This window comes from Mesorhizobium sp. ISC25, assembly GCF_042295465.1.
In the GTDB taxonomy this organism is placed as follows: Bacteria; Pseudomonadota; Alphaproteobacteria; order Rhizobiales; family Rhizobiaceae; genus Mesorhizobium.
Window position 1 is genome coordinate 3,182,734 of record NZ_CP135441.1, and the last position, 24,896, is coordinate 3,207,629.

The following is a 24,896-nucleotide window of genomic DNA, read 5'->3' on the forward strand; positions in this document are numbered from 1 at the left end:
GCGGAAGAAATTAAAGCCGAATAGCGTGATCAAAGCAAGTGTGATCACAAATCATAGACGGCGAAGATCGCTTTCGGCCAAAGGGATTCATGGGCGACACGACAGAACGGCAGGAGGAGATCCGCACGCCGGTTCTGACGGCCAGGAACGTCGTCAAACGCTTCGGCGGCCTGGCCGCGGTCAACAATGTCTCGTTCGACGTCCGGCCGGGCGAAATACTTGGCCTCATCGGCCCGAACGGCGCTGGCAAGACCACGATGTTCGACCTGCTCGCCGGCAGCATTCTGCCGACCAGCGGCGAAATCCTCCTCAACGGCGTATCGGTGTCCGGGGAAGCAGCCCATCGCCGCATCGGCCGCGGCCTTGGCCGCACGTTCCAGATCCCCCGGCCCTTGCCTAACCTGACGCTGATCGAAAACGTCATGCTGGCCGCGCAAGGGCAGGCCGGAGAAAAACTGCTCGCCAATTTCCTGACGCCCCGGCGGGTCGCTGCCGAAGAAAGGGCTGCCGAGACAAGAGCCGTCGAACTACTCGAGCTCGTCACGATCGCTCACCTCGCACACGAGCCGGCGCGTGTGCTTTCCGGCGGCCAGCGCAAGCTGCTCGAGCTGGCCCGCGTCATGATGGCCGACCCGGCGATCATCCTGCTCGACGAGCCGGCGGCCGGGGTCAACGCAACCCTGCTCGAGATCATTATCGACCGCATCCGCGACATCAATGCGCGCGGCATCACCTTCCTGCTGATCGAGCACAATATCGATATGGTGACCCGGCTCTGCCACCGCGTGCTGGTCATGGCGAGCGGGCAGCTGCTGTGCGAAGGCACCCCTGACGAAGTGGCGCGCGACCCGCGCGTCATCGACGCCTATCTCGGGGGCGCGGCATGAGACAAAGGGTACTCGACGTCCGCGATCTCGAAGCCGGCTACGAGCCTGGCGTTCCGATCGTGCGCGGCGCTTCGATCACCGTCGACCAGGGCGAGATCGTCGTCGTTCTCGGTCCCAACGGCGCCGGCAAGTCGAGCCTTATCAAGGCAATCGCCGGCCTTGTCCCGATCACCGGCGGCACGGTGCTGCTGGACGGCAAGGATATCACGGCGTCGCCCGCCCACACCATGGTCCGCCTTGGCCTTGCCTTCGTGCCACAGACAGAGAACATCTTCCCGCTGATGTCGGTCGAGGACAATTTGAAGGTCGCCTGCGGCATCCTGAGGCCGCGCGAGACCCCCGCCCGCATCGAGGAAATGTATGCGGCCTTTCCCGATCTCGCCCGTCAGCGCAGAACGGCCGCGGGCAATCTCTCGGGCGGACAGCGGCAGATGCTGGCCGTCGCCCGGGCGTTGATCGTCCATCCCAAGGTGCTGGTGCTCGACGAACCGTCGGCCGGCCTGTCGCCGAAATTCGTATCGATGGTGTTCGAGATGCTGGCCGGCATCCGCAAATCCGGCGTCACCATCCTGCTGGTCGAGCAGAACGCCAAGGCAGCGCTTGCCATCGGCGACCGCGCCTACGTGCTGGTCGAGGGCAAGGAGCGGCACCAGGGCGTCGCCTCCGAGCTCTGGAACGACCCGGTCGTCGCTGAGCTCTATCTTGGCCAGCGCCGCCTCGACCTTGGACAAGGAAGCGCGGCATGAACCTGCAATTCGTCGTCGACGGACTGCTGGCGGGGTCGATGATCGGCCTCGGCGCCATCGGCGTGACACTCACCTATTCGATCCTGCGCTTCTCGAACTTCGCCCATGGCGACTTCATGGCCTGGGGCGCCTATGCGACGCTGGCCGTGGTTGGCGCCATTGGCGCGATGTTCGGCAAGATCGCGCCGATCGCTCCCCTCTCCTTCGGCTGGCCGCTGATCGCCGCGCTCATCATAGGCATGGCGGTGACCGGCCTGCTGGCGCTAGCGCTCGATATGGTGCTGTTCGCCCGGCTACGGGCCAAGGGCCAGGCGATTATCGTGGTGATGGCGAGCTTCGGCGCCTCGATGGCGCTGAGAAGCCTGCTCGAATTCATCTTCACCTCGCGGCCGACCTACTTCAGCCGGGCCATCCAGATCGCCATGCCGATAGGCTTCGGCATTCGCATCACCCCGGACCAAATCGCGCTGCTGTTGCTGACCGCCGTCCTGGTGCTCGGTGTGCATCTTCTGATGACGCGGACCCAGACCGGCCGCTCGATGCAGGCGTTGAGCCAGAACGCAGCACTTGCCCGCATTGTCGGCATCGACGTCGCCAAGGTCGTGCGCGTCACCTGGATCATCGGCGGAGCGCTGGCCTGCGTCGCCGGCGTCATGATCGGCATTCTCATCCAGATCCGCCCATTCATGGGTTTCGAGATGCTGCTGCCGATGTTCGCGGCCGCCATCCTCGGCGGCATCGGCAGCGTGCCTGGCGCCGTTCTCGGCGGCCTGATCATCGGTCTGGCTGAAGCAGGCGCGGTGCAGCTGATCGGCGCCGAATGGCGGGCGGCCGTCTCGTTCATCATCCTGATGGCCGTGCTGTTCGTCCGGCCCATCGGCCTTTTCGGAGTGAGGGAACGCTGATGGATCTGCTCGGCTACGGCGCCTTCTTCCTGACCACCGCGCTGATCTTTTCGCTCATCACGCTCGGGCTCAACCTGCAATGGGGGCTGACCGGGCTTTTCAATGTCGGGGTCGCCGGCTTCGTTGCCATCGGTGCCTACACCTCGGCGCTGCTGACCACGCCCGACGATGCCGCGCGACTGGGCGGCTTCGGTCTGCCTATCCTTGTCGGCTGGCTCGGTGCAATGGTCGTTGGCGGCGTCGCGGCCGCCTTTACCGGCATTGCCACGCTGCGCCTGAGATCGGACTATCTGGCGATCACCACCTTTGGCGTCGCCGTCGTCGTGCAATTGGTGGCGCTCAATGCCCAGACGCTGACCGGCGGTCCGTTCGGCATCGGCTTCATTCCGCGTCCGTTCGGCGGTCTTGCCGAAACGCCGTTGCTGTTCAACCTTTCGAACCTTGCGATCGTCTCGGTGGTGACGCTGATCGTCTATCTCGCGCTGGAGCATCTGTCGCGCAGCCCGTGGGGGCGCGTGTTGAAGGCGCTTCGCGAGGATGAGCGGGCCGCGATATCCCTAGGCAAAAGCGCACGGTTCTACCGCGTCCAGGCCTTTGCCGTCGGTGGCGCCATCATGGCGCTTGCCGGTGCGCTGCAGGCGCATTTCACCGGCTTCATCGCCCCGGACAATTATTTGCCGGCGCTGACTTTCCAGGTCTGGGTGATGCTGATCGTCGGTGGCTCGGGCAGCAATATCGGCGCCGTCATCGGCAGCATCCTGGTCTGGGCGATATGGGCCGGATCAGGAGCCTTGACCAGTATGTTGTTCTCGCCGGAACAGCAGGCACGCGCCGCTTCGCTGCAGATCGTGGCGATCGGCGTGATGCTGTGCGTCATCCTGCTGGTCAGGCCGAATGGCCTGTTCGGCGACAGGCCGCGGCGTGCAAGGTTCGGCAAGGCTGCGAAAGCGGCTCCGGACGAGAGCGCCGCAAGGCCATGAGCAGCGTTGCCGTGCCACGCGGCCTATCGCTATGGCATGCGGTCGGGCGTAACCGCCGCGACCGGCCCGCTCTCGAAGGTGCACTCGATGTCGAACTGGCGATTGTCGGCGGCGGATTTTCTGGCCTTTCCACCGCGCTGCACACCGCCGAGAAAGGCATCTCGGTCGCCGTTCTCGAGGCAGAAATCATCGCCTGGGGCGCGACTGGCAGGAATGCCGGCTTCGTCGTGCCGAATTTCGCGAAAAGAGACCCCGACGATATCATTGCCCAGCTCGGGCCCGAACGCGGCGAACGCCTTGTCGATTTCGCCGCCGGCAGCGCCGACCTCGTCTTCGACCTGATCAGGCGGCATGCCATCGAATGCGATGCCGTCCAGAGCGGCTGGATACAACCAGCCCATTCACCGGCCGCTTTGCAAAAGACCAGATCGCGCGCCGAACAATGGGCACGACGCGGAAGGCCGGCTGTTGCGCTGGATAGACAGGCGGTCGAGGAACTGACCGGCGTTCGCGGTTATCTCGGCGGCTGGATCGACAGGTCGGGTGGCGTCCTCAATCCGGTCGAATATGCGCGCGGATTGGCCGACGCGGCGGAAAAGGCCGGCGCGCGCATCTTCGAGCATACGCGTGTCGCGTCGATCGATCATATAGGCGATGGTTGGGCTTTGAAGACGGCCTCCGGTTCGGTACGCGCAGGAAAGGTGCTGGTCGCCACCAACGCCTATGGCGGGGCGCTGGATCGCGCGTTGCAGCGAACCTATTTCCCGCTGAAAATCTTCCAGATCGCGACAGCGCCGCTGCCGCGCGAAATACGCTCTCGCCTGCTTCCTGGCGGGCAAGGCGTCGGCGACACAAGACGCAATCTCTTGACCTTCCGCTTCGACAGCGGAAACAGGCTGATCACCGGCGGCATGCATGTTTTTGGCCCCGGAACCGACACGCGGGTGCCGCGGGCGATCTGGCGACGGCTCGCCAAGCATCTCGATCTCCCGGACATCCCGCCGCTTGAATACAGCTGGTCGGGGATGGCTGCCGTCGAGCCCGACTTCCTGCCGGACCTCGTCGATCTCGGGCCCGGCCTGATCGCGGGCTTTGCCTGCAACGGACGCGGCATCGCCATGACCACTGCCATGGGCAAGGTGCTTGCGGATTGGGCTGATGGAACAAAGCCTCAGGATTTGCCGCTGCCGTTTGCGCCGCCGTCGCCGATCCCGTTCCACAGCCTGATGCGGCATGCACCAAACATGGTCCTCCCCTGGAGCATGCTGCGCGACCGGCTGGATGGCTGATCGACGTGGGTGTCCGTCCGCCGTCCTGATACCCGAACTGCTAGACTCGCCCACATCATGTTGTTAACGACAGCGGATGAAGCAGAACTATCTTTATCTCATCATCGGCGCTTTGGTCGTCGCCGTTATTGCGTTGGGGATTTACGTTTATCGCGAGGAGACTAAGCCGAAAGGCGTGGAACTTCGTATCGACGATTCCGGCATTTCAGTTCAGGAAAAGTAGATCACATATTCCTGTTGCCCGACTTTGCGCTGGAAGTCGGCTTGCACCGCCTCACCCCAACTCCAGCGTCGTTATCGCAAAAACCCCGGACTGCATGAGCTGCGGCGCCTTTCCCTTGTACATTCGAGCGGTCTCGAAGCCCGGTTGAAGGCCGGCGGACGACAGCAAATCTGCAAATTGTCCGCTGGTTTCGGGAACGTCGAGATGGACGTTTCCAGGACCGGACATGTGCGCGAGCGCGGTGAAGAGATGGCTTGCCGCGTCCAGATCGTCGGCAAAGAGCGGGCCGATCTTGCAGCCGTCCCGGCATTGGCGCGCGACGCCGTATCCCGCAATGGCGCCGTGCTTGAGGATCGCAAGCGCGATATGCGGCGGGCGCAGCCAGTGTTCCAGGAATGATCGCCTCGGGCCGGGGAAGAAACGGCGGTCATAGTCCAGTATGTCGGCCAAGAGTTCCGGCCCTATGGCGCGAATGTCGTTGTCGGCGGCTGCCGGGACATTCGGTGACCCCATGAACCGGATCGTCCGGTAGGCCGGCGCAAAGCCCATGCTGCGGTAGTTGGCCTGCTGTTCGACGACGCCGTCGAGGCCGATCGTGCGCTTGCCGAGCCGCGCCATGCCGGTATCCCAAACGGCCTTGCCGTGGCCTTGGCCACGCCTGTCCGGCCGGCAGATGTAGAGGCCGATGAAGCCGAAATCCTCGCCATAGGCAACGGCCGAAATACCGGCCGCCAGTTCGCCGTCGACAAAGGCGCCGATGAAGCCCTGCGGGTCGGCTGCCTGGAACAGCGCGGCGTCACCGAGGCCGGGGTTCCAGCCTTCCGCCGCCGCCCAATCGACAAGGGTCTCCACTTCTTCACATGCGAGCGTTCGGATCGTTCGGGGCATTGCGATCAATCGGCGGCACCAGGGGCGAAGGATTTCAGCGCACCATGATAGGGCTTTGCCAATGGGCTTGCATAGGCGCCGCGCTTGGATGTCGTCAGGCCAAGCGCGATCAATGCCTCGGCCTGTTTCACCGCAGCGCCCACGCCGTCGACGACCGGAAGCCCGAATTCCCGCTGCAGCGCCACCGCCAGGTCGGCCATGCCGGCACAGCCGAGCACGATCGCCTCGGCGCGATCCTCGTCGATGGCGCGCGCGATCTCGTCCCGCAGCCTGAGGAGTGCGCCGGACGCCGGATCTTCGAGGGCAAGAACCGGGATGTCGGCGGCGCGCACACGCGCCCGCCCCGCCATGCCATAGCGCTGCACCAACCCTTCGACCGGCACGCGCGAGCGCCCGGTGGTGGTGACGACGGTGAAGCGCTGGGCGATGAACGAGGCCGTGCTGAGCGATGCCTCGCATATGCCGATGACCGGAATGTTGGCCATGGCGCGTGCAGCATCGAGGCCGGTATCGTCGAAACAGGCAATGATCGCGGCTTGCGCGCCCGATCGTTCGCCGGCGGCGATCTCGACCAGCAGGCCGGGCACGGCCAGCGCCTCGTCATAATAGCCTTCGATGGACACAGGTCCCATCGTCGAGGTGACCGCAACGATCGTCGTCGATGCGCCGGCGACAGATCGGGCCGCGGCTGCGATAGTGTCGGTCATGCTGGCGGTGGTGTTTGGATTGACGACGAGGATCTGCACTGTCAGGCACGCTCGCGGCGGCGGCCGACATAGACGATCGCGCCGAGCGTCAGCAGGATCACCAGGAAGGAAAACACGGTCGTCACTGTGCCGAGCGCATAGAGCACCGGCGTCGTGACATTCGTCGTCATGCCGTAGATTTCGAGCGGCAGCGTGTTGAAGGTTCCCGAGGTCATCAGCGTGCGGGCAAACTCGTCATAAGACAAAGTGAAGCCGAACAGGCCGACGCCGATCAGGCTGGGTGCGATCATCGGCAGGACGACATGCGCGAAGGTCTGCCACGACGATGCTCCGAGATCGCGCGCGGCTTCCTCGTAGGCCGGCGAGAACCGATTGAAGACCGCGAACATGATCAGCACGCCGAAAGGCAAGGTCCAGGTCAGATGGGCGCCGAAAGCGGACGTGTACCAGGCGGGGCGGAAGCCGATCTGCTGGAAGACGACGCCAATGCCGAGGCTGATGATGATCGAGGGCACGACGAGGCTGGCGACGGCCAGATAAAACAAGGCAGTTGCGCCGCGAAATTTTTGCCGGAAGGCGAGGCCAGCGAGCAGCGACACGGCGACCGTAACGACCATCACCATCAGGCCAAGGACGAGCGAGCGCCTGAAGCTGCCGCCGAAGTCGCCGACCGCCTGGCGCTCGAACAGGTTGGCGAACCAGTGCAGCGAGACGCCGTTCAGCGGAAATGTCAGACCGCCGTTCTCGCCCTGGAAAGAGAGGATCAGGATCGCCGAAAGCGGGCCGTAGAGGAACAGCACGAAAAGCGCGAAGAACGCCGCCAACACATAGAATTCGAGGGTGCGCTTGTCGTGGCTCATCGCCTCACAGCTCCTTGCGAATATCGACGATGCGCAGGATGCCCGCGACCATCAGCAGGACCAGCACCAGCAACACGACCGCGTTGGCAGCGGCCGCCGGATACTGCAGCAGCGACATCTGGTTCTTCATCATCAGCGCGACGGAGGCGCTCTGCCCGCCGGACATCACCTGCACCGTCGAGAAGTCGGCCATCACCAGGGTGACGACGAAGATGGTGCCGATCGCCATGCCGGGCTTGGCGAGCGGAATGACGACGTTCCACAGAACCTGCCAGCCGGAAGCGCCGGCGTCGCGTGCGGCTTCGATTAGCGACTTGTCGATGCGCATCAGCGTGTTGAAGATCGGCGTCACCATGAACAGCGTGTAGAGATGCACCATGGCCAGAACCACGGCGAATTCGGAATAGAGCAGCCACTCAATCGGCTTCGGGACCAGCCCCATCTGCACCAGCGTCGAGTTCACCAGGCCGTTGCGGCCAAGCACCGGAATCCACGAGATCATGCGGATGATGTTGGAGGTCAGGAACGGCACGGTGCAGACCAGGAACAGCACCATCTGCATGGCCGTGGTCCTGATATGGAAGGCGAGGAAATAGGCGACCCAGAAACCGATGAACAGCGTCAGCGCCCAAACGATGGCGGCGTATTTCAGCGTGTTCAGGTAGGTTTTCCAGGTGACCCAGGAGCCGAGCGTGTCGGCGTAGTTGGTGGTCAGGAAATCCGGGTACATCGCCGCGAAATCGTAGTCCCAGAATGAGACCACGGCGATCATCAGGATCGGCAGCAGGAGAAACGCGCCGAGGGTCAGCGCCAGCGGTGCCGCCTGGAGATAGGGTGCGAGGCCGGCAAAGGAGCGCCTACGTCTGGCCGGCTTTGTGGCAATGGTTGCGGGCTGATCGAGTGCCACTGTCATCTGGAACAGCCTCGGTGGTATTTTGCCGGGCTGTGATCCTTCGCGCCTCCCTCTGTCCTGCCGGACATCTCCCCCACAAGGGGGGAGATTGGCTTGCATGCCGGCCTTTGCCAATCATCGCCGTATGACGAAGAGCGCTGAAGAGAGCCACAGCCGATCTCCCCCCTTGTGGGGGAGATGTCCGGCAGGACAGAGGGGGGCGCGAAGGAATGCAACATCTCAGTTATCGCCTAGCATCAAGCAGCGATAAACTCGTTCCAGCGCTTCACCATGTAGCGGTCCTCGTCCATGACCGAGTTCCAGCAGGCGACCTTGCCCATGCGCTCTTCGAACGAGCCGCCGTCACGCACGGCGCCGGCCTTTTCCATGACCTTGCCGTCCGGCGACAGGATATCGCCCTTTGCCGGCTTGCCTTCGATCCAGTAGCCCCACTCGTCCTCGGACATGAACTTCTTGGCCGACACCATGTTGGCCGAGTAATAGCCCTGGCGGTTGAGATAGCCGCCTACCCAGCCGGACGTGTACCAGTTGATGTATTCGTAGGCGGCATCGAGTTCGGCGCCGGAGAGATGGGCTGCCAGGCCAAGCCCGCCACCCCAGGACCGGTAGCCTTCCTTGAGCGGCTGGAACCGGCACGCGATGCCCTTGGAGCGGACCGCGGCCACGGCCGGCGACCACATCGACTGGATCACCACTTCGCCTGAAGCCATCAGGTTGACGCTTTCGTCGAAGGACTTCCAGAAGGCGCGGAACTGGCCGGCTTGCTTGGCCTTGATCAGGAAGTCGATCGTCTTGTCGATCTCCTCCTTGGTCATGTTGCCCTTGTCGGCATATTTGATATTGCCGGTGGCTTCCATGATCATCGCCGCATCCATGATGCCGATCGACGGGATGTTGAGGATGGCGGTCTTGCCCTTGAAGGCCGGATCCATGATGTCGGCCCAGGTGGTGATGTCACGGCCGACTAGGTCGGGACGGATACCGAGCGTATCGGCATTGTAGATCGTCGGCACCATGGTGAACCAGTTGGTCGGCGCCTTGGCGAAGGCCTTGCTGTCCTGCGCCTCGACGTAACCGACCGTATGCGGCGCGGTGCCCTGGGCGATGACGCTGTCCGGCGTCAGCTTGCCGGTTTTGAACAGCGGCACCAGCTCGTCATAATATTTCAGCTTGGTGACATCCATCGGCTGCAGGACGCCTGTCGGGAACACCTTCTTGCAGATCCAGTATTCGATGTCGGCGATGTCGTAGCTGTCGGGCTGCGTCACGGCGCGCTGCGCGGCGGCGTCGGAATCGGTTGCCGTCATCTCCAGCGTGATGCCGAGATCGGCTTTGCACTTGTCGGCGATGGCATTGAGGTTGGACACGCCGGTGCCGAACTGGCGCAGCGTGATGTTCGATTGCGCCCAGATGGTCGGAAAGCCTGATATGGCGCCGGAACCGGCGGCGAAACCGACGGCGGCGGCGCCTGTCTTGAGCAGCGAACGACGCGATATTCCTGTCTTCTTGTCGGTGGTGTTGGTCATGTTCAGTTCCCCTGTTTTGGTTGGTTATGCTGGGTTTTCAGGAATCGAGACGGCCAAGGACGATGGCGTCCTCAGCGTCCCAGGCGATCGGCACGGCGTCGCCGACGGCAACCGGCCTGGCGAAGAAACTGGTGTCGTCGACGATTACCGTGAAATCGTCGATGCCGGCGCCATTGACCGAGAGCTTCACGGTCGAACCGCGGTACTCGACGTTTGAAACGATGCCGGTGAAGCCGAGCCCGGCTGCAGGCGGCTCACCGAGGCGCACGTGGTCGGTGCGAATGGCGATGTCGATGGGTTCCCCGGTCTCCCTGCCCTGCCCGCTCGCGGCGAGCGCGACGCCGCCGGGCACGTCGAAAACGACCATGCCGTCGCGACTGCCGCTGACGCGGCCGGAGATGACGTTGTGGTCGCCCATGAAACGAGCGACGAAGGCGGTGGCCGGCCGCTCGAACACGATCCGGGGATGCGCCGCCTGCTCGATGCGGCCATCATTCATGACCACGATCATGTCGGCCAGCGCCATCGCCTCTTCCTGGCTGTGGGTGACGTGGACGAACGTGATGCCGAGCGACGTCTGCAGTTTCTTCAGCTCGGCCCGCATGCGTATTTTCAGGAACGGATCGAGCGCCGAAAGCGGTTCGTCCAGCAGCAGCGCCTCAGGGTCGGTGATGAGCGCGCGGGCCAGAGCGACGCGCTGCTGCTGTCCGCCCGAAAGCTGCGCCGGACGGCGGCTGGCATAGGCTTCCATCTGCATCAGCTTCAGCATGTCGAGCGCCTTGGCGCGGCGCTCCTCCTTGCCGACGCCTTTCATCTTCAGGCTGAACGCGACATTGTCGATCAGGTCGAGATGCGGAAACAGTGCGTAGGACTGGAACATCATGGCGGTGCCGCGCCTGGCCGGCGGCAGGTCGGTGACCACTGTGTTGCCGAGACGCACGTCGCCGCTCGATATGCTCTCGTGCCCGGCGATCATGCGCAGCGTCGAGGTCTTGCCACAGCCGGAGGGACCGAGCAGGCAGCAATAGGTTCCCGCAGGGATTTTCAGGCTGATCCCTTCGACAGCAGTCGTCGCGCCATAGACTTTCGAAACGGACACAATGTCGATTTCGGCGGCTTTGGACATCCAGCTTCCCCTTTGGTCGGATTAGCCAAAGCATCATGCGTGCCAGTTGCGCGCCGCCGCACCAACCGACTGAATCCTCGAAGAAATCGGGGCTGCATCTACGTGGCTGCCGATACGGCATCCTTGTGCAATGCACAAATTATAGGCGATTGCCGCCGATCCTCGCAAAAATCGTATGCAATCTTTTTCATCCCTGTATTCACTTTGTCTCTCGTCCAAGCGATGCGATTCAGGGTAGAAGTACGCAGGATCACCGCCATGAACATTGCCGACCAGACTTTCCCTGCTATCGAGGCCGCCAACGAGGATCGCGCGCAGGCGATCCGCGACCAGTTGCGCGACGCGATCGTTGATCGCCGGCTGGCGCCGGGAACCAAGCTTTCCGAAGGCGAAGTCGGCACGCTGTTCGATGTCAGCCGCACCGTGGCGCGCGCCGCACTGCAGATGCTCTCCTTCGAGGGATTGGTGCGCACCGAACGCAATCGCGGCGCCTTCGTCGCCAATCCGTCGCCGGAGGAAGCGCGGCAGGTCTTTGCTTCGCGCCGGCTCATCGAACCAGGCATCGCGATTGCCGCCGCCGGACGGATGACGTCGGCACATGTCGCCGCGTTCAAGGCCCAGCTCGACGAAGAAGGCCGTTTCATCGCCGAACGCGGACCGAACGCAAGGCGATCGGAGATCAAGGCGTCGGGGGATTTTCACCTGCTTCTGGCTTCGGTCGCGGGAAACGTCATCCTCCAGCGTTTCATGGAGGAATTGGTCGCTCGTTCATCGCTGGTGATCGCACTCTATGGCCGCTCGGGTATCTCGAGCTGCGGCCACAACGAACACACGCAGATCCTCGAGGCGCTGGAAAATGGCAATGCCGAACGCGCCAGCGCGCTGATGCTGCACCACATCGACCATATCGAGGCCGACCTCGATTTGCGCATCAGGAGCGGCCCGGCACTCAGGCAGGCGCTCGAGTTCTGAGATCACGTCAACGCACGATCCTCACGCACATCGGCGTACCAATGTCGATGGATCGGCCGGTGTCGGTCAGCCGGCCGGTTGCGGCATCACGGGCGAAAATCGAGATGCGGTCGGCATTCTGGTTGGCCGAGAACAGATGGCCGCCCGAGGGCGTCAGTGCCAGATTGCGCGGCGTGGCACCGCCGCAAGGCGTATAGTCGACGAGCGCAAGCCTGCCGGTTTGCTGGTCGACCGAAAACACCGCGATGCTGTCATGGCCGCGGTTGGAGCCGTAGAGAAAGCGGCCGTCGGGCGAGATCTGGATGTCGGCACAGTGATTGCCGTCGCGTGCCTCGGGCGGCACGGCCGGCTTGCTGTCGATCGCCGTAAGCTTGCCTGATGCTTCGTCCAGGGCCAGCGAGACGACCGTCGAATCCAGCTCGTTCATGACGAACACGAAGCGGCCGCCCGGATGCAGCGCCAAATGGCGCGGACCAGCACCCGGCGCAAGCGCCGACTCGGCGAGCTTCGTCAGGCTGCCGTCTGGCCCGATGCGGTAGGACACCAGCCGGTCGATGCCGAGGTCAGCGACGATCGCAACATCGCCGGAAACCGTCTCGGTTACGCTATGGGCATGCGGCCGCTCCTGGCGCGCCGGGTCCGGTCCGGTCCCGCTATGCGCGACGCTCGACAACGGCGCTGTCAGGCCGCCATTCTCACCCACCCCATAGACCACGACCGAGCGATCGGGGCCGCCCTCGCCCATGCCGTAATTGGCGACCAGCAGCTTCGTCCGGTCGCGCGTGATGGTGTTGTGCGCCGTGATACTGCCCAGCGTCGGCTGCTTGTTGATGTAGGACAGCGTGGCGGTCTGCCTGTCGAAACGGTAGGCCGAGACCACCCCTTCGCGCCAGGTGAACACTTCTGAGTTGGCATAGATGTGGGAGCCGTCCGGCGTCACCGACAGGAAGGTGGGATTGTCGATATCTCCCGTCTCGGCCAGTTTCTTGGTCTGCAGCGTCCCTTCGTCGAAACTGTAGACACCCAACCCGACACCGCGCGCGCCTTGAAAATACGGGGCGTCGCGATTGAGGCTGCCGACGAAAACCAGACAGGCATTCTGCATCACTTCCTCCCTTGTTCCGCCGGCATTGGCCGCGACGGAGCGGGCAAAATTTCGCCGAGACTCGCTTGCAACACAACCCCATATGTGAAAATACTATTCACAAAAGAAGATTGACGGGAGGATCGATCATGCATTTCGCTGGTCTGCGGCGCGCCCTGATGGACGATTCCCGCTCCCAGAGGAAGCCGTCATGAGCGGTTTCGCGCCAACCGTGGGCGTGGCATCGACACACCCCGCTAATATGCCGAAGGAACACGCCGACCTTCCCGTCTGGAACGCGGAGAACTGGTTCTACGAAGACTGGCCGGTCGGCCAGAAGATCCGCTCGCTGCGCCGGACCATTGCCGAGGGCGACAGCCATCTCTTCAACACGCTGGTGCTCGACATCCATCCATACGTGCAGGACCAGATGTTCGCCGAAACGCAAGGCATTTTCGGCAAGCGGCTGGTGGCAGGGGCTTTCGTGTTCTCGGCCGGGCTCGGGCTCGTCGCCACCAATTGCATCAACGCCTTTTCGTATGGCTACGACAAATTGCGCTTCATCAAGCCGGTGTTCATCGGCGACACGATTTATTCGATCCGCTCCAACCTCGACAAGAAGCCAAAATACAAGGAGATGGGGCTGATCCGCGCCAGCTATGAAGTCTTCAAGGGTGAAGGCGAGCTCGTGCTTTATTGCGAGCACCTGCAGACGGTGAAGTACCGCAATCCGGCCGATTTCGCCGGCAAGGCGGAGAAATAGGCAATGGCTGCCATTGCCGAATTGCCGCTGACCGGGCTCATCGTTGTCGATATGAGCCAGTTCCTGTCCGGGCCCTACTGCTCGCTCAGACTGCTCGACCTCGGCGCCCGCGTCATCAAGATCGAACGGCCGGATGGCGGCGACCTGTCGCGCCGGCTCTATCTCAGCGACACCGAGATCGGCGGCGATTCCACCATTTTCCACGCGATCAACCGCGCCAAGGAAAGCTTTGCCATCGACCTGAAGAACGAGGCCGACCTTGCGGCACTGCGTGGCCTGCTGGCCAAGGCCGACGTGCTGATCCAGAATTTCAGGCCCGGCGTCATCGAACGACTGGGCTTCGATTACGAGGCAGTGCGCAAGATCAATCCGCGCCTGGTCTATGCCTCGATCAGCGGCTATGGCGAGGAAGGCCCCTGGGTCAAACGGCCCGGCCAGGATCTGCTGGCCCAGGCCCGCTCTGGCGTGATGTGGCTGAACGGCGACGAGGACCAGGGCCCGGTGCCCTTCGGCCTGGCGATCGCCGACATGCTGGCGGGTTCCGCCGCCGCGCAAGGCATTCTTGCGGCACTGGTGCGGCGCGGCGTGACCGGCAAGGGCAGCCATGTCGAGACCAGCCTGCTCGAGGCGCTGGTCGACTTTCAGTTCGAGGTGCTGACCACGCATCTCAATGACGGGCGCCGGCTGCCGCGGCGGTCGAGCTTCCGCAGCGCGCACGCCTATCTGTCGGCGCCCTATGGCGTCTATCCGGCCAAGGACGGCTATCTGGCGATCGCCATGACACCGATCTCGAAACTCGCCGATCTCCTCGACCTCGAGGAGCTTGCGCCCTATCGCGACCAGCCGTCGACCTGGTTCACCGCCCGCGACGAGATCAAGGCGATCATCGCGCAAAAAATCGCGACCAGGACGGTCGATGAGTGGCTCGGCATCCTCGAGCCCGCCGACATCTGGTGCGCCAAGGTTTTGACCTGGCCGGAAATGATGGCCAGCGAAGGCTTCCAGGTTCTCGACATGCTGCAGACGGTGACGCGCGAGGATGACGTTTCGATCCTCACCACGCGCTCGCCGCTCAGGGTCGACGGCATCCGCGCCAAGGTCGAGCGGGCCGCGCCGCGCATCGGCGAGCACAGCGCAAAAATCCGCGCGGAGTTCGGGCTGTGAGCGACGTCACGCTCAAAGGCATGACCTGGAGCCATCCGCGCGGCTATGACCCGATGGTCGCCTGTTCGGCGCTGTGGAAGGAACGGACCGGCGTCACTATCGAATGGGACAAGCGCTCGCTGCAGGATTTCGAATCCTTCCCGGTCGAGGAACTGGCCCGTATCTATGATCTGATCGTCATCGATCATCCGCATCTCGGCCAGATCACCGCAGAGAATTGCCTGGCGCCGCTCGATGTCGCCGGCCGGGAAGCCGAACGTGCAGCACTTGCGGCGGGCAGTGTCGGCCGGTCCTTTCCGAGCTACAACTGGCAAGGCAGGCAGTGGGCGTTTCCGATCGACGCGGCCAGCCAGGTGCAGGCATGGCGGCCCGACATGCTTTCGGCTGCGCCGGCGAGCTGGGCCGATGCGCTCGATGTGGCGCGGCAAGGCCGCGTGTTGTTGCCGCTGAGGCCGCCGCATGCGCTGATGACGTTCTACACGCTTGCCGGCAATCTCGGCCGGCCCGCCGGTGAAGGCCCTGGCGACCATGTGGATCCGGCAACGGGCAAGCAAGTCTTCGAGATGATGCGCGAGATCGCGGCCCTCGTCGACCCGGCCTGTCTTGGCATGGATCCGATCGCGGTTCTGGAGCAAATGGCCGGATCCGACTCGCGGATCGCCTGTGCACCGCTGATCTATGGCTATGTCTCCTATGCCATCGCCGGGTTTCGACCCAACCGCCTGACTTTCGCGGATATCCCGGCCGCGGGCAATGTCGGCCCCAAAGGCTCGGCGCTCGGCGGGACCGGCATCGCCGTGTCGGCCTTCTCGAAGGCCAGGCAGGCGGCAATCGACTTCGCCTACTGGATCGCCAGCGGCGAGGTTCAGCGCGGCCTCTATGCCTTGGCCGGCGGCCAGCCTGGCCACGCCGCGGCCTGGGAGGATGCCGCCGTCAATGCCGCCGCCGGCAATTTCTACAAGGACACGCGGGCCACGCTCGAAGGTGCCTGGGTCAGGCCGCGGCACGACGGCTACATGGCGTTCCAGCAGGCGGCGTCCGATCGCATCAATCTCGGCCTGAGCGAAAGGCACAATGCCGCTCGCGTCGTTGCCGATCTCAATCGCCTGTTTCGGGAAAGCCTTTCGACGCAGGTGTCCGGCGTTGCCGGCGGAGGGGCGGCGTCAGAAACTCCATAGCCGCTTCGCGTTGGCTGACAGCAGTTTTTGCCGCTCATCGGCGCTGGTGCCGGCAAGCAGCGCGTGCGTTGCCGCAATCCAGGTCGCAAGGCCGCCGCCGAGCGTGCAGACCGGCCAGTCGCTGCCCCAGACGACGCGGTCCCAGCCGAAACATTCGATGGTGTGCTCGACATAGGAACGCAGCGTATCGACAGTCCAGGATCCGGCATCCGCATAGGCGACCACACCGGAAATTTTGCCGACGACGTTCGGGCGCCGCGCGATCTCGGCCATGTGCTCGCGCCAGGGGTGCTCGGCACCACCCTTGATGTCGGGCACACCGCAATGGTCGAGCACGAACTGCACGTCCGGCGCGAGGTCGGCGAGTGCGATCGCCTTGGGGATCTGGTGCGGCAGAACGACAAGGTCGAAGGTCAGGCTGCTGCCGGCCAGCCGCTTGATGTTTTCGCGAAACAGCGCGCCTTCCGAGAGCTCATCCGGCATGACGTGCAGCACACGGCGAAAGCCTTTGACGAAAGGATCGGCACGCTGGCGCTCGATATAGGCGGCAAAGCCGGGCTCTTCCGGACGGCAGGAGGCAATTGCCCCGCGTAGCAAGCTGGCCTTGTGCCGCGATAGCGCTTTGACACGGCTGGTTTCAGCCTCGATGTCAGCTGGATCGACATCGACTTCCATGTGCAGCGCCGCCTCTATGCCAGCCCGGCGCGCCTGGAGTGCATATTCTTCATAGGAGAAATCGCGGTTGAGCGCCGGCACGCCGGCCAGCCAGGGATAGCGCAGCGCGGACTGGTCGATCAGGTGCAGATGGGTATCGAAGATCATGGTGGCGCGCTCCTCCTTGGCGACTTCGAGATCATCTCACGGAGAAATTCTTCATTCAAATAAGAAATCATCTCGATTGCTTGACGGTCGAACCCGCCAGTTGCGACAGCTTTTCGGTCGCCGTCAGCAACAGCTCTATCGTCCTGGTAATGTCGGGCGCCTTGAGTGCGTTGACCAGGGTTATGTACGGGATCGACAGTGCGGCGATCGCCTTGCCATCTGAGCCGAGAACGGGCGTCGACAGGTTGAACACGCCGGCCGTCTGCATCGACGCCATCATCTCGTAGCCGCGTTCCCTAATCTGGTCGAGGCGAGCAAAGAATTCCGGCGACTGCGGCGGCTTGTCGGTGCTGCGCAGATGTTCGGAGATCATCATCTGCCGCTCTTCCGGCGAGCGGAACGCCAGCAATACATGGCCGGACCCGGTGTCGAACAGGCTGATATGCGAGCCGACGCGGATAGAGATGCCCCAGTAATCCGGCGCTTCCTGCTGGGCAATGACCACGGCGGAACCGCGATCGAAGACGACGAGCTGGTTTGCCTGCTGTGTGGTTTCGGCCAGTTCGCGCATCAGCGGCGTCGCATAGGAAGCCAGCCGACGCACCGGCGCGTGCAGCTGCGCCAGGCCAAACAGCTTGAGCGTCAGCGAATAACGGTCGCCGTCCGGGCGCGTGACGTAGCCGCGACGCACCAGCCGATCCAGCATGCGGTAGAACTCGTTCGGGCTGCGGTCGAGTTTCTTGGCGATTTCCGCCTGCGTCAGGCCGCCGTCGACGCCGGCCAGCAGCTCGAGGATGTCGAGCCCCTTGTCCAACGCCGGGGCTCGATAGCGCTCGTCTTCCTCGTCCTCTGCCATTGGGCTTCTCCAGTGAATTTCACATTTCATATACGCATAACGGTTGCTTCCGGAAGAACTTTCGGCTTGACGATCCTATAAATATTTTGTTTGTATATGAATGAAGCTGCCGATCAGCCCTCGCTATGGATCGACGCAGACTCTTGGGAGGATACCAATGACGAAACTGTTTTGCGGCCTGTCGGCCGGCGTAACGCTGCTCGCACTGGGTGCGAGTGCTGCCCTTGCTGCCGACCTGCCCGGTAAATTTGACGGCGTCACCATCGACGCCAAGCTGATCGGCGGCCAGCAATATGAAGGGCTCTACGCGCGCATCGGCGAATGGGAAAAACTGACCGGCGCCAAGGTCAACGTGATCTCGAAGAAAAACCATTTCGAGCTCGACAAGGAGATCAAGTCGGACATCGCCTCCGGCAGCATCAACTGGTGCGTCGGCTCGAACCACTCGTCCTTCGCGCCGCAATATCCTGATATCTACACCGATCTCAACAAGCTGCTGCCGAAGGAGGAGATCGACGCCTTCGTGCCGTCGACGATCAAGGCCTCGACGCTCGAGGGCAAGCTGGTAATGCTGCCGCGCGCGCAATTCGACGTCTCGGCGCTCTATTACCAGAAGAGCCTCTACCAGGACGAAGCCAAGAAGGCCGCCTACAAGGCCAAATACGGCAAGGAGCTGACACCACCCGACACCTGGGACGAGGTCGCCCAGCAGGCGGAATTCTTCGCCAGCCCGCCCGATTTCTACGGCACCCAGTTCGCCGGCAAGGAAGAGGCGATCAACGGCCGTTTTTACGAGATGCTCATCGCCGACGGCGGCGAATACCTCGACAAGGATGGCAAGCCGGCCTTCAACTCGGAAGCCGGCGTGCACGCGCTCGACTGGTTCGTCAATCTCTACAAGGCCAAGGCGGTGCCGGCCGGCACCACCAACTATCTGTGGGACGATCTCGGCCAGGGCTTTGCCTCGGGCACCGTCGCCATCAACCTCGACTGGCCGGGCTGGGCAGGCTTCTTCAACGATCCGAAGTCGTCGAAGGTCGCCGGCAATGTCGGGGTGAAGGTGGCGCCGAAGGGATCGGCAGGCATTCGCACCGGCTGGTCGGGGCACCACGGATTTTCGGTCACCGAAAACTGCGCCAGCAAGGAAGCTGCGGCGTCGCTGGTCTGGTTCCTGACCAATGAGGACAGCCAGAAGCTCGAGGCGGCAAGCGGCCCACTGCCGACCCGCACAGCGGTGTGGGACTGGGATATCCAGCAGGCGGCCAGCGATCCTTACAAGAAGGAAGTGCTGGCGGCTTTCCAGGAGGAGGCAAAGCACGCTTTTGCCGTGCCGCAGACACCTGAATGGATCGAAATCTCCAACGCCGTCTATCCCGAATTGCAGGCCGCCATCCTTGGCGACAAGACCTCCAAGCAGGCACTGGACGACGCTGCTGCCAAGGCTACCCAGATCCTCGAGGACGCCGGCAAGCTTTGACCATTCTCCCAAGGGGCGCCGCGCTTATCGAAGAGCGGCGCCCCGCATTTTTTTCGAACCATGCGCAACACGCTTTGTCTTGATCCCAGCTCGCCGATGGCGGCCTTCGGTGTCCGGGCGTCAACCAGAACCGGATCGACATGAAAGGCTGGAGACCCTCGCCACCTTTGCTGCTCCTGCTGCCGGCGGTGATCGTTCTGGCGGCGGTGGTGGTGGTGCCGTTGCTGCTATCGCTCTACTCGAGCTTCACGCCGTTCCGGCTGACCAGGCCGGAGACGTTCTGGGTCTTCATCGGCGCGCGCAACTACCTCGCCATCCTGACCAGCCGCGCTTTCTGGGTCGCCTTTGCCCGCACGGTGGTGCTGCTGACCGTCGCGCTCAACCTGGAAATGCTGATCGGGCTCGGGCTGGCCCTGCTGGTGGAGAAGGCATCGCGAGGCCAGCGGATCCTGCGCACCATCATGATGTTTCCGATGATGTTTTCGCCGATCCTCGTCGGCTTCCAGTTCAAATTCATGTTCAACGACAATATCGGCCTGGTGAACAACGCCCTGCAGGGGCTCGGCCTGACCGACCGCGCCATCCCGTGGCTGATCGACGGCAATCTCGCCTTCATCGCCATCCTGATCGCCGAGATCTGGTCGTCGACTTCGGTGTTCGCGATCCTTATCCTGGCCGGGCTGCTGGCGATGCCGCGCGAACCGGTCGAGGCGGCCCGCGTCGACGGCTGCACGCCGTGGCAGACATTCCGCTATGTCACCTGGCCGTTCATCATGCCGTTTGCCTTCATCGCCATGACCATCCGCTCGCTCGACGTCGCGCGCGCCTATGACATCGTCAAGATCATGACAGACGGCGGTCCTGCCGGCCGCACCGAACTGGTCTGGACGCTCGTCGCCCGCACCGCCTACAGTGATGCCAGGATGGGCCTGGCAAACGCCATGGCCTATTTCTCGATCCTGCTGTCCATCCTGTTCACCGTCTATTTCTACCGCAAGCTCGCCGCGGCGCGCACGCAGATCGCGGCGGAGTGGTGAGGATGGACCAGAACAGCCTGCATCGCGTCGGCAACAAAGCGCTCGGCATCGTTCACGGCATCGGACTGTTCCTGGCCATGCTGGTCATCTGCCTGCCCGGCATCTGGATCGTGCTGTCGTCGCTGCGGCCGACCGTCGAGATCATGGCCAAGCCGCCGGTGTGGATCCCGCAGCAACTCTCGCTCGACGCCTACATCGCCATGTTCAGCGGCGTCGGCCAGGGCGGCATTCCGGTGCTCGACTATTTCCGCAATTCGCTGATCATCTCGGTGACCTCGACGGTGATCGCCATCGTCATCGGCATGGCCGGCGGCTATGCCTTTGCGCGCTATCGCTTCCGCGCCAAATCGGCGATGTTCCTCGGCCTGATGCTGACGCGCACGGTGCCCGGCATCGCGCTGTCGCTGCCGCTGTTCTTCGTCTTTGCGCGGCTCGGCATCATCGACACGCATTTCGGGCTGATCCTGGTCTACGTCGCGCTCAACGTGCCCTTCACCGTCTGGCTGATCGACGGCTTTTTCCGTCAGGTGCCGAAAGATCTCGCCGAAGCCGCGCAGATCGATGGCTGCACGCGCTGGCAGGCCTTCTGGCAGGTCGAATTTCCGTTGGCCGGGCCTGGCATTGCTTCGGCCGGCATCTTTGCCTTCCTCACTTCGTGGAATGAATTCGCGCTGGCCTCGCAGCTGACACGCTCGATCAACTCCAAGACCCTGCCAGTCGGCCTGCTCGACTATACGGCCGAATTCACCATCAACTGGCGCGGCATGTGCGCGCTGGCCGTGGTCATGATCATACCGGCGCTCACGCTTACCTTCATCGTCCAGAAACACCTCGTCGGCGGCCTCACTTCCGGCGCGGTGAAAGGCTGACATGGCAACAGTATCGCTCAAGAAACTCACCAAGAGCTATGGTCCGGTGGCGGTCGTGCACGGCATCGACCTCGAGGTCGCCGACCGCGAGTTCATCGCGCTGGTCGGTCCGTCAGGCTGTGGCAAGTCGACGACCCTGCGCATGATCGCCGGCCTCGAGGCGATCAGCGACGGCGTCATCGAGATCGGCGGCCGCATGGTCAACGACCTGCCGCCGCGCTCGCGCAACATCTCGATGGTGTTCCAGTCCTACGCGCTCTATCCGCATATGACGGTGCGCGAAAACCTCGGCTTCTCGCTGAAGATAGCGGGCGCCGCGAAAGAAGAAATGGACCGCCGCGTCGCCGAAGCGTCCGGCATTCTCGGCCTCGACCAGTTGCTCGACCGCCGGCCGTCGCAACTGTCGGGCGGACAGCGCCAGCGCGTCGCCATGGGCCGCGCCATCGTGCGCGATCCCGACGTCTTCCTGTTCGACGAGCCGCTTTCCAATCTCGACGCCAAGCTTCGGACGCAGATGCGCACCGAGATCAAGAAGCTGCACGCCAAGGTCAAGTCGACGGTGATCTACGTCACCCATGACCAGGTCGAAGCGATGACATTGGCCGACCGCATCGTCATCATGCGTGACGGTTTCATCGAGCAGGTCGGCACGCCCGACGAGGTCTTCCGCCGGCCGCAGACACGCTTCGTGGCGGGCTTCATCGGCTCGCCGCCGATGAATTTGCATGAGGCGGTCGTCGACGACGGACAGTTGCTGTTCGCCAGCGGCGAGAGATTGCCTCTGCCCAGCCAGTTCAAGGCAAATGTCGGAACAGGCGACAAAGTCGTGTTCGGCCTCAGGCCCGACGACATCTATCCGACGGGGCACGGCATCAGCTCCGGCGAAGACGTCGACGTCCACCAGGTGGAACTGCCGGTGACGGTTACAGAACCGCTCGGCAACGAGACGCTCGTGTTCGCCGAATTCAACGGCAGCGACTGGGTATCGCGGATGCTCAATCCAAAGCCGCTCAAAGCCGGCGACCGGGTCAAGATGAGCCTGGACCTGTCGCAGGCCCATCTGTTTTCTGCCGAAACAGGCAAGACATTGCGAGGTTAGAATCATGGCAAAGATCGAGAAAATCGAACTGCGGATGGTCGACCTGGTGCCTAAGGTCAAGCGCACCGATGCCATCCAGAGTTTTGTCAGCCAGGAAACACCGATCGTCACCATCACCGATGCCGATGGCGCGGTCGGCACCGGCTACAGCTACACGATCGGCACCGGCGGCTCCTCGGTGATGCGGCTGCTGGCCGACCACCTTGCACCGCGGCTGATTGGCCGCGACGCCGACAGGATCGAGGCGATCTGGCACGAGCTGGAGTTCGCCACCCATGCCACGACGATCGGCGCGATCACGGCAATCGCGCTCGCGGCCATCGACACTGCGCTTTGGGATCTGCGGGCGAAGAAACAGAGGCTGCCGCTGTGGAAGCTGGCCGGTGGCGCCAAGGACCGCTGCCCGCTTTACACGACCGAAGGCGGCTGGCTGCATATCGAGACCGAGGCGCTGGTCGAGGATGCGCTGGCCGCCAAGGCCAAGGGTTTTCGCGGCTCGAAGGTCAAGATCGGCAAGCCGCACGGCTCCGAGGATCTTGTCCGGCTGACGGCGGTGCGCCGGGCGGCTGGACACTCCTACGAAATCATGACCGACTGCAACCAGGGCTTTTCGGTCGACGAGGCAATCCGCCGGGCCGAACGCTTGCGTGAACTCGACCTCGCCTGGATCGAGGAACCGCTGCCGGCCGACGACATTGACGGCCATGTGCGGCTGTCGAGTGCCACATCGACGCCGATCGCCATCGGCGAGTCGCTCTATTCGATCCGGCATTTCCGCGAATATATGCAAAAGGGCGCATGCTCGATCGTGCAGGTCGATGTCGGTCGCATCGGCGGCATCACGCCGTGGCTTAAGGTGGCGCATGCAGCCGAGGCGTTCGACATACCGGTCTGCCCGCATTTCCTGATGGAACTGCATGTCAGCCTGACATGCGCCGTTCAGAACGGCAGATATGTCGAGTATATTCCCCAGCTCGACGAGCTGACCGGCAAGAAAATGCGTATCGAGGACGGGCACGCATTGGCGCCGGACGAGCCCGGCATCGGCATCGACTGGGACTGGGATGCGATCAAGGCGAAGAGCATCGCGGAATTCACCATGACGATAGTGAAATAGGAGTCGGACATGCAGCGAATGGGAATGGTGCTCGGCCTCAAGCCGGAGAAAGTCGCCGAGTATGTGCGGCTTCACGCTGCCGTCTGGCCGGACGTCCTCAAGATGATTTCCGCCTGCAACATCAAGAATTATTCGATCTATCTGAGGGAGCCGGAGCACCTTTTGTTCAGCACCTTCGAGTACCACGGCACCGACTATGCCGCCGACATGGCCAAGATGGCCGCCGATCCCACGACGCAGGAATGGTGGGCGCTGTGCATGCCGTGCCAGGAGCCGCTGCCGACCCGCAAGGAGGGCGAGTGGTGGGCGTCGATGGACGAAGTCTTCCATTATGACTGATGACATTTTCGATCCTGCCTCGCTTTCCCAGGCCTGGGCACAGCCGACAAAGCCCAGGCCGATCGTGATTTTCGGCGCCGGCTCGATCGTCGGCGATGCGCATTTCCCGGCCTATGGAAAAGCCGGTTTCCCGGTTGCCGGGCTATTCGACCCCGACCTGGCCAAGGCGGAAAAACTGGCGCAGAAATGGGGCGTCACCGCTTACCGGTCGCTCGAGGAAGCTGCGTCAATCAAGGACGCCGTCTTCGATCTGGCGACGCCGCCGGCCTATCATGCCGGCGTGCTCAGGACGCTGCCCGATGGTGCGGTGGCGCTGATCCAGAAGCCGATGGGCAGCAATCTCACCGAAGCGACCGAGATCCTTGAAATCTGCCGTTCCAAAAACCTCAAGGCGGCGGTGAATTTCCAGCTGCGCTTTGCGCCGATGATGCTGGCGCTCAAGGATGCTATCGCCAAGGGCTGGCTCGGCGACGTGGTCGATTTCGACGCATGGCTGGCGCTGGCAACACCCTGGCAGCTCTGGGAATTCCTGTTGCAGGCGCCGCGCGTCGAGATCGCCATGCATTCGATCCATTATCTCGACCTGATCCGGCAATTGCTCGGCGACCCCAAGGGGGTTCACGCCAAGACACTCGGCCATCCCGGCCACAAGGTTGCGCAAACGCGCACCAGCGCGATCCTCGACTATGGCGACACCGTGCGCTGTGCGCTGTCGATCAACCACGATCACAAATTCGGTCGAAAACTCCAGGCCTGCGAATTCCGCATCTGCGGCACCGAGGGCGCCGCCTATCTCAAGCTCGGGCTCAATCTCGATTATCCGCGCGGCGAGCCTGACATCCTTGAAATCTATCCGAAGGGCGGCTCCGACTGGATTACGGTGCCGCTCGTCGGCGCATGGTTTCCAGATGCCTTTGCCGGTCGCATGGCCAATGTCCAGCGCTACGCATCGGGCGAGGACGCCGAACTTGTCAGTTCCGTCGAGGACGGCTGGAACACCATGGCGCTGGTCGAAGCCGCCTATCAATCGAGCGCGGCGCCGGCAACACCGATCGCGGCGAGGCCCTGA

Annotated in this window: 26 protein-coding genes; 17 read left to right on the forward strand and 9 right to left on the reverse strand. The window is 63.1% G+C overall.

Annotated elements, in window-relative coordinates; translation table 11 throughout:
• The first annotated feature begins 89 nt into the window (after positions 1 to 89).
• From RQ479_RS15875 to RQ479_RS15900, 6 genes are all read left to right on the forward strand, one after another.
• Positions 90 to 887 carry an ABC transporter ATP-binding protein gene (locus RQ479_RS15875; RefSeq protein ID WP_376705797.1) on the forward strand — a complete coding sequence of 266 codons (798 nt, stop codon included), beginning with the start codon at positions 90 to 92 and terminating at the stop codon, positions 885 to 887.
• Complete coding sequence (locus RQ479_RS15880) at positions 884 to 1,633, forward strand: ABC transporter ATP-binding protein (RefSeq protein WP_376705798.1); 750 nt, start codon at positions 884 to 886, stop codon at positions 1,631 to 1,633. Before RQ479_RS15875 ends, RQ479_RS15880 begins: the two co-directional genes overlap by 4 nt.
• A complete protein-coding gene (locus RQ479_RS15885) occupies positions 1,630 to 2,538 on the forward strand; it encodes a branched-chain amino acid ABC transporter permease (RefSeq protein ID WP_352465991.1) in 909 nt (302 codons plus the stop codon). The genes RQ479_RS15880 and RQ479_RS15885 overlap by 4 nt, the downstream gene beginning before the upstream one ends.
• Complete coding sequence (locus RQ479_RS15890; RefSeq protein ID WP_352466138.1) at positions 2,535 to 3,518, forward strand: branched-chain amino acid ABC transporter permease; 984 nt, start codon at positions 2,535 to 2,537, stop codon at positions 3,516 to 3,518. Before RQ479_RS15885 ends, RQ479_RS15890 begins: the two co-directional genes overlap by 4 nt.
• Positions 3,515 to 4,807: an NAD(P)/FAD-dependent oxidoreductase gene (locus tag RQ479_RS15895; protein WP_376705799.1), complete on the forward strand. Its 1,293-nt coding sequence runs from the start codon at positions 3,515 to 3,517 to the stop codon at positions 4,805 to 4,807. The genes RQ479_RS15890 and RQ479_RS15895 overlap by 4 nt, the downstream gene beginning before the upstream one ends.
• 76 nt (positions 4,808 to 4,883) lie before the next feature.
• On the forward strand, positions 4,884 to 5,030 hold the full coding sequence (locus RQ479_RS15900; RefSeq protein ID WP_023716676.1) for a hypothetical protein: 147 nt from the start codon (positions 4,884 to 4,886) through the stop codon (positions 5,028 to 5,030).
• Between the two features lie 51 nt (positions 5,031 to 5,081).
• On the opposite strand, the gene RQ479_RS15905 is transcribed toward RQ479_RS15900, so the two are convergent.
• From RQ479_RS15905 to RQ479_RS15930, 6 genes are all read right to left on the reverse strand, one after another.
• Complete coding sequence (locus RQ479_RS15905; RefSeq protein ID WP_376705800.1) at positions 5,082 to 5,918, reverse strand: GNAT family N-acetyltransferase; 837 nt, start codon at positions 5,916 to 5,918, stop codon at positions 5,082 to 5,084.
• Between the two features lie 5 nt (positions 5,919 to 5,923).
• The gene (locus RQ479_RS15910; protein ID WP_376705801.1) at positions 5,924 to 6,664 is read right to left on the reverse strand and encodes an aspartate/glutamate racemase family protein; all 741 of its coding nucleotides are present in this window, start codon (positions 6,662 to 6,664) and stop codon (positions 5,924 to 5,926) included.
• 2 nt (positions 6,665 to 6,666) lie between these two features.
• Positions 6,667 to 7,485: an ABC transporter permease gene (locus RQ479_RS15915; protein ID WP_352465986.1), complete on the reverse strand. Its 819-nt coding sequence runs from the start codon at positions 7,483 to 7,485 to the stop codon at positions 6,667 to 6,669.
• 4 nt (positions 7,486 to 7,489) lie between these two features.
• Positions 7,490 to 8,398 carry an ABC transporter permease gene (locus tag RQ479_RS15920; RefSeq protein ID WP_376705802.1) on the reverse strand — a complete coding sequence of 303 codons (909 nt, stop codon included), beginning with the start codon at positions 8,396 to 8,398 and terminating at the stop codon, positions 7,490 to 7,492.
• A gap of 236 nt (positions 8,399 to 8,634) precedes the next feature.
• Positions 8,635 to 9,924, reverse strand: a complete 1,290-nt coding sequence (locus RQ479_RS15925) for a PotD/PotF family extracellular solute-binding protein (RefSeq protein ID WP_352660485.1) — start codon at positions 9,922 to 9,924, stop codon at positions 8,635 to 8,637.
• A 37-nt stretch (positions 9,925 to 9,961) separates the two neighbouring features.
• Complete coding sequence (locus RQ479_RS15930) at positions 9,962 to 11,050, reverse strand: ABC transporter ATP-binding protein (protein ID WP_376705803.1); 1,089 nt, start codon at positions 11,048 to 11,050, stop codon at positions 9,962 to 9,964.
• 258 nt (positions 11,051 to 11,308) lie between these two features.
• Here RQ479_RS15930 and RQ479_RS15935 point away from each other — a divergent pair, with 258 nt between their 5' ends.
• Positions 11,309 to 12,022: a GntR family transcriptional regulator gene (locus tag RQ479_RS15935; protein ID WP_376705804.1), complete on the forward strand. Its 714-nt coding sequence runs from the start codon at positions 11,309 to 11,311 to the stop codon at positions 12,020 to 12,022.
• 7 nt (positions 12,023 to 12,029) lie between these two features.
• Here the strand turns inward: RQ479_RS15935 and RQ479_RS15940 are convergent, their stop codons facing one another.
• Entirely contained in the window at positions 12,030 to 13,127 is a 1,098-nt protein-coding gene (locus RQ479_RS15940) for a lactonase family protein (protein WP_376705805.1), read from the reverse strand.
• Between the two features lie 190 nt (positions 13,128 to 13,317).
• Here RQ479_RS15940 and RQ479_RS15945 point away from each other — a divergent pair, with 190 nt between their 5' ends.
• Genes RQ479_RS15945 through RQ479_RS15955 form a run of 3 tightly spaced genes read left to right on the forward strand, consistent with a single transcriptional unit; the run spans position 13,318 to position 16,211 of the window.
• The gene (locus RQ479_RS15945) at positions 13,318 to 13,869 is read left to right on the forward strand and encodes a MaoC family dehydratase (protein WP_376705806.1); all 552 of its coding nucleotides are present in this window, start codon (positions 13,318 to 13,320) and stop codon (positions 13,867 to 13,869) included.
• Positions 13,870 to 13,872: 3 nt separating this feature from the next.
• Positions 13,873 to 15,033, forward strand: a complete 1,161-nt coding sequence (locus RQ479_RS15950; RefSeq protein ID WP_352465980.1) for a CaiB/BaiF CoA-transferase family protein — start codon at positions 13,873 to 13,875, stop codon at positions 15,031 to 15,033.
• A 20-nt stretch (positions 15,034 to 15,053) separates the two neighbouring features.
• On the forward strand, positions 15,054 to 16,211 hold the full coding sequence (locus RQ479_RS15955; RefSeq protein WP_376705953.1) for an extracellular solute-binding protein: 1,158 nt from the start codon (positions 15,054 to 15,056) through the stop codon (positions 16,209 to 16,211).
• Here the strand turns inward: RQ479_RS15955 and RQ479_RS15960 are convergent.
• Both RQ479_RS15960 and RQ479_RS15965 read right to left on the reverse strand, forming a co-directional pair.
• Positions 16,197 to 17,033: an amidohydrolase family protein gene (locus tag RQ479_RS15960; RefSeq protein ID WP_376705807.1), complete on the reverse strand. Its 837-nt coding sequence runs from the start codon at positions 17,031 to 17,033 to the stop codon at positions 16,197 to 16,199. The two genes, RQ479_RS15955 and RQ479_RS15960, sit on opposite strands and share 15 nt — an antisense overlap.
• Positions 17,034 to 17,100: 67 nt before the next feature.
• Positions 17,101 to 17,889, reverse strand: coding sequence for an IclR family transcriptional regulator (locus RQ479_RS15965; protein ID WP_292657085.1), 789 nt, complete (start codon positions 17,887 to 17,889; stop codon positions 17,101 to 17,103).
• A 157-nt stretch (positions 17,890 to 18,046) separates the two neighbouring features.
• Here RQ479_RS15965 and RQ479_RS15970 point away from each other — a divergent pair, with 157 nt between their 5' ends.
• From RQ479_RS15970 to RQ479_RS16000, 7 genes are all read left to right on the forward strand, one after another.
• Positions 18,047 to 19,366, forward strand: a complete 1,320-nt coding sequence (locus RQ479_RS15970; RefSeq protein WP_292657088.1) for a sugar ABC transporter substrate-binding protein — start codon at positions 18,047 to 18,049, stop codon at positions 19,364 to 19,366.
• Between the two features lie 140 nt (positions 19,367 to 19,506).
• Positions 19,507 to 20,403 carry a carbohydrate ABC transporter permease gene (locus RQ479_RS15975; RefSeq protein ID WP_376705808.1) on the forward strand — a complete coding sequence of 299 codons (897 nt, stop codon included), beginning with the start codon at positions 19,507 to 19,509 and terminating at the stop codon, positions 20,401 to 20,403.
• Between the two features lie 2 nt (positions 20,404 to 20,405).
• Complete coding sequence (locus tag RQ479_RS15980; RefSeq protein ID WP_376705809.1) at positions 20,406 to 21,272, forward strand: carbohydrate ABC transporter permease; 867 nt, start codon at positions 20,406 to 20,408, stop codon at positions 21,270 to 21,272.
• 1 nt (position 21,273) lies between these two features.
• Positions 21,274 to 22,371, forward strand: a complete 1,098-nt coding sequence (locus RQ479_RS15985) for an ABC transporter ATP-binding protein (protein ID WP_376705810.1) — start codon at positions 21,274 to 21,276, stop codon at positions 22,369 to 22,371.
• 4 nt (positions 22,372 to 22,375) lie between these two features.
• On the forward strand, positions 22,376 to 23,488 hold the full coding sequence (locus RQ479_RS15990) for a mandelate racemase/muconate lactonizing enzyme family protein (RefSeq protein ID WP_376705811.1): 1,113 nt from the start codon (positions 22,376 to 22,378) through the stop codon (positions 23,486 to 23,488).
• A 9-nt stretch (positions 23,489 to 23,497) separates the two neighbouring features.
• Entirely contained in the window at positions 23,498 to 23,827 is a 330-nt protein-coding gene (locus RQ479_RS15995) for an L-rhamnose mutarotase (RefSeq protein ID WP_023676093.1), read from the forward strand.
• Positions 23,820 to 24,896, forward strand: a complete 1,077-nt coding sequence (locus tag RQ479_RS16000) for a Gfo/Idh/MocA family protein (protein ID WP_376705812.1) — start codon at positions 23,820 to 23,822, stop codon at positions 24,894 to 24,896. The genes RQ479_RS15995 and RQ479_RS16000 overlap by 8 nt, the downstream gene beginning before the upstream one ends.

Bases quoted from the DNA above. Each gene is read 5' to 3' on its own strand.
- RQ479_RS15875 (WP_376705797.1), top strand. From the start codon at position 90: ATGGGCGACACGACAGAACGGCAGGAGGAGATCCGCACGCCGGTTCTG.
- RQ479_RS15880 (WP_376705798.1), top strand. From the start codon at position 884: ATGAGACAAAGGGTACTCGACGTCCGCGATCTCGAAGCCGGCTACGAG.
- RQ479_RS15885 (WP_352465991.1), top strand. From the start codon at position 1,630: ATGAACCTGCAATTCGTCGTCGACGGACTGCTGGCGGGGTCGATGATC.
- RQ479_RS15895 (WP_376705799.1), top strand. From the start codon at position 3,515: ATGAGCAGCGTTGCCGTGCCACGCGGCCTATCGCTATGGCATGCGGTC.
- RQ479_RS15900 (WP_023716676.1), top strand. From the start codon at position 4,884: ATGAAGCAGAACTATCTTTATCTCATCATCGGCGCTTTGGTCGTCGCC.
- RQ479_RS15905 (WP_376705800.1), bottom strand. From the start codon at position 5,918: ATGCCCCGAACGATCCGAACGCTCGCATGTGAAGAAGTGGAGACCCTT.
- RQ479_RS15915 (WP_352465986.1), bottom strand. From the start codon at position 7,485: ATGAGCCACGACAAGCGCACCCTCGAATTCTATGTGTTGGCGGCGTTC.
- RQ479_RS15920 (WP_376705802.1), bottom strand. From the start codon at position 8,398: ATGACAGTGGCACTCGATCAGCCCGCAACCATTGCCACAAAGCCGGCC.
- RQ479_RS15925 (WP_352660485.1), bottom strand. From the start codon at position 9,924: ATGACCAACACCACCGACAAGAAGACAGGAATATCGCGTCGTTCGCTG.
- RQ479_RS15930 (WP_376705803.1), bottom strand. From the start codon at position 11,050: ATGTCCAAAGCCGCCGAAATCGACATTGTGTCCGTTTCGAAAGTCTAT.
- RQ479_RS15935 (WP_376705804.1), top strand. From the start codon at position 11,309: ATGAACATTGCCGACCAGACTTTCCCTGCTATCGAGGCCGCCAACGAG.
- RQ479_RS15940 (WP_376705805.1), bottom strand. From the start codon at position 13,127: ATGCAGAATGCCTGTCTGGTTTTCGTCGGCAGCCTCAATCGCGACGCC.
- RQ479_RS15945 (WP_376705806.1), top strand. From the start codon at position 13,318: ATGAGCGGTTTCGCGCCAACCGTGGGCGTGGCATCGACACACCCCGCT.
- RQ479_RS15950 (WP_352465980.1), top strand. From the start codon at position 13,873: ATGGCTGCCATTGCCGAATTGCCGCTGACCGGGCTCATCGTTGTCGAT.
- RQ479_RS15955 (WP_376705953.1), top strand. From the start codon at position 15,054: ATGACCTGGAGCCATCCGCGCGGCTATGACCCGATGGTCGCCTGTTCG.
- RQ479_RS15960 (WP_376705807.1), bottom strand. From the start codon at position 17,033: ATGATCTTCGATACCCATCTGCACCTGATCGACCAGTCCGCGCTGCGC.
- RQ479_RS15965 (WP_292657085.1), bottom strand. From the start codon at position 17,889: ATGGCAGAGGACGAGGAAGACGAGCGCTATCGAGCCCCGGCGTTGGAC.
- RQ479_RS15970 (WP_292657088.1), top strand. From the start codon at position 18,047: ATGACGAAACTGTTTTGCGGCCTGTCGGCCGGCGTAACGCTGCTCGCA.
- RQ479_RS15975 (WP_376705808.1), top strand. From the start codon at position 19,507: ATGAAAGGCTGGAGACCCTCGCCACCTTTGCTGCTCCTGCTGCCGGCG.
- RQ479_RS15980 (WP_376705809.1), top strand. From the start codon at position 20,406: ATGGACCAGAACAGCCTGCATCGCGTCGGCAACAAAGCGCTCGGCATC.
- RQ479_RS15985 (WP_376705810.1), top strand. From the start codon at position 21,274: ATGGCAACAGTATCGCTCAAGAAACTCACCAAGAGCTATGGTCCGGTG.
- RQ479_RS15990 (WP_376705811.1), top strand. From the start codon at position 22,376: ATGGCAAAGATCGAGAAAATCGAACTGCGGATGGTCGACCTGGTGCCT.
- RQ479_RS15995 (WP_023676093.1), top strand. From the start codon at position 23,498: ATGCAGCGAATGGGAATGGTGCTCGGCCTCAAGCCGGAGAAAGTCGCC.
- RQ479_RS16000 (WP_376705812.1), top strand. From the start codon at position 23,820: ATGACTGATGACATTTTCGATCCTGCCTCGCTTTCCCAGGCCTGGGCA.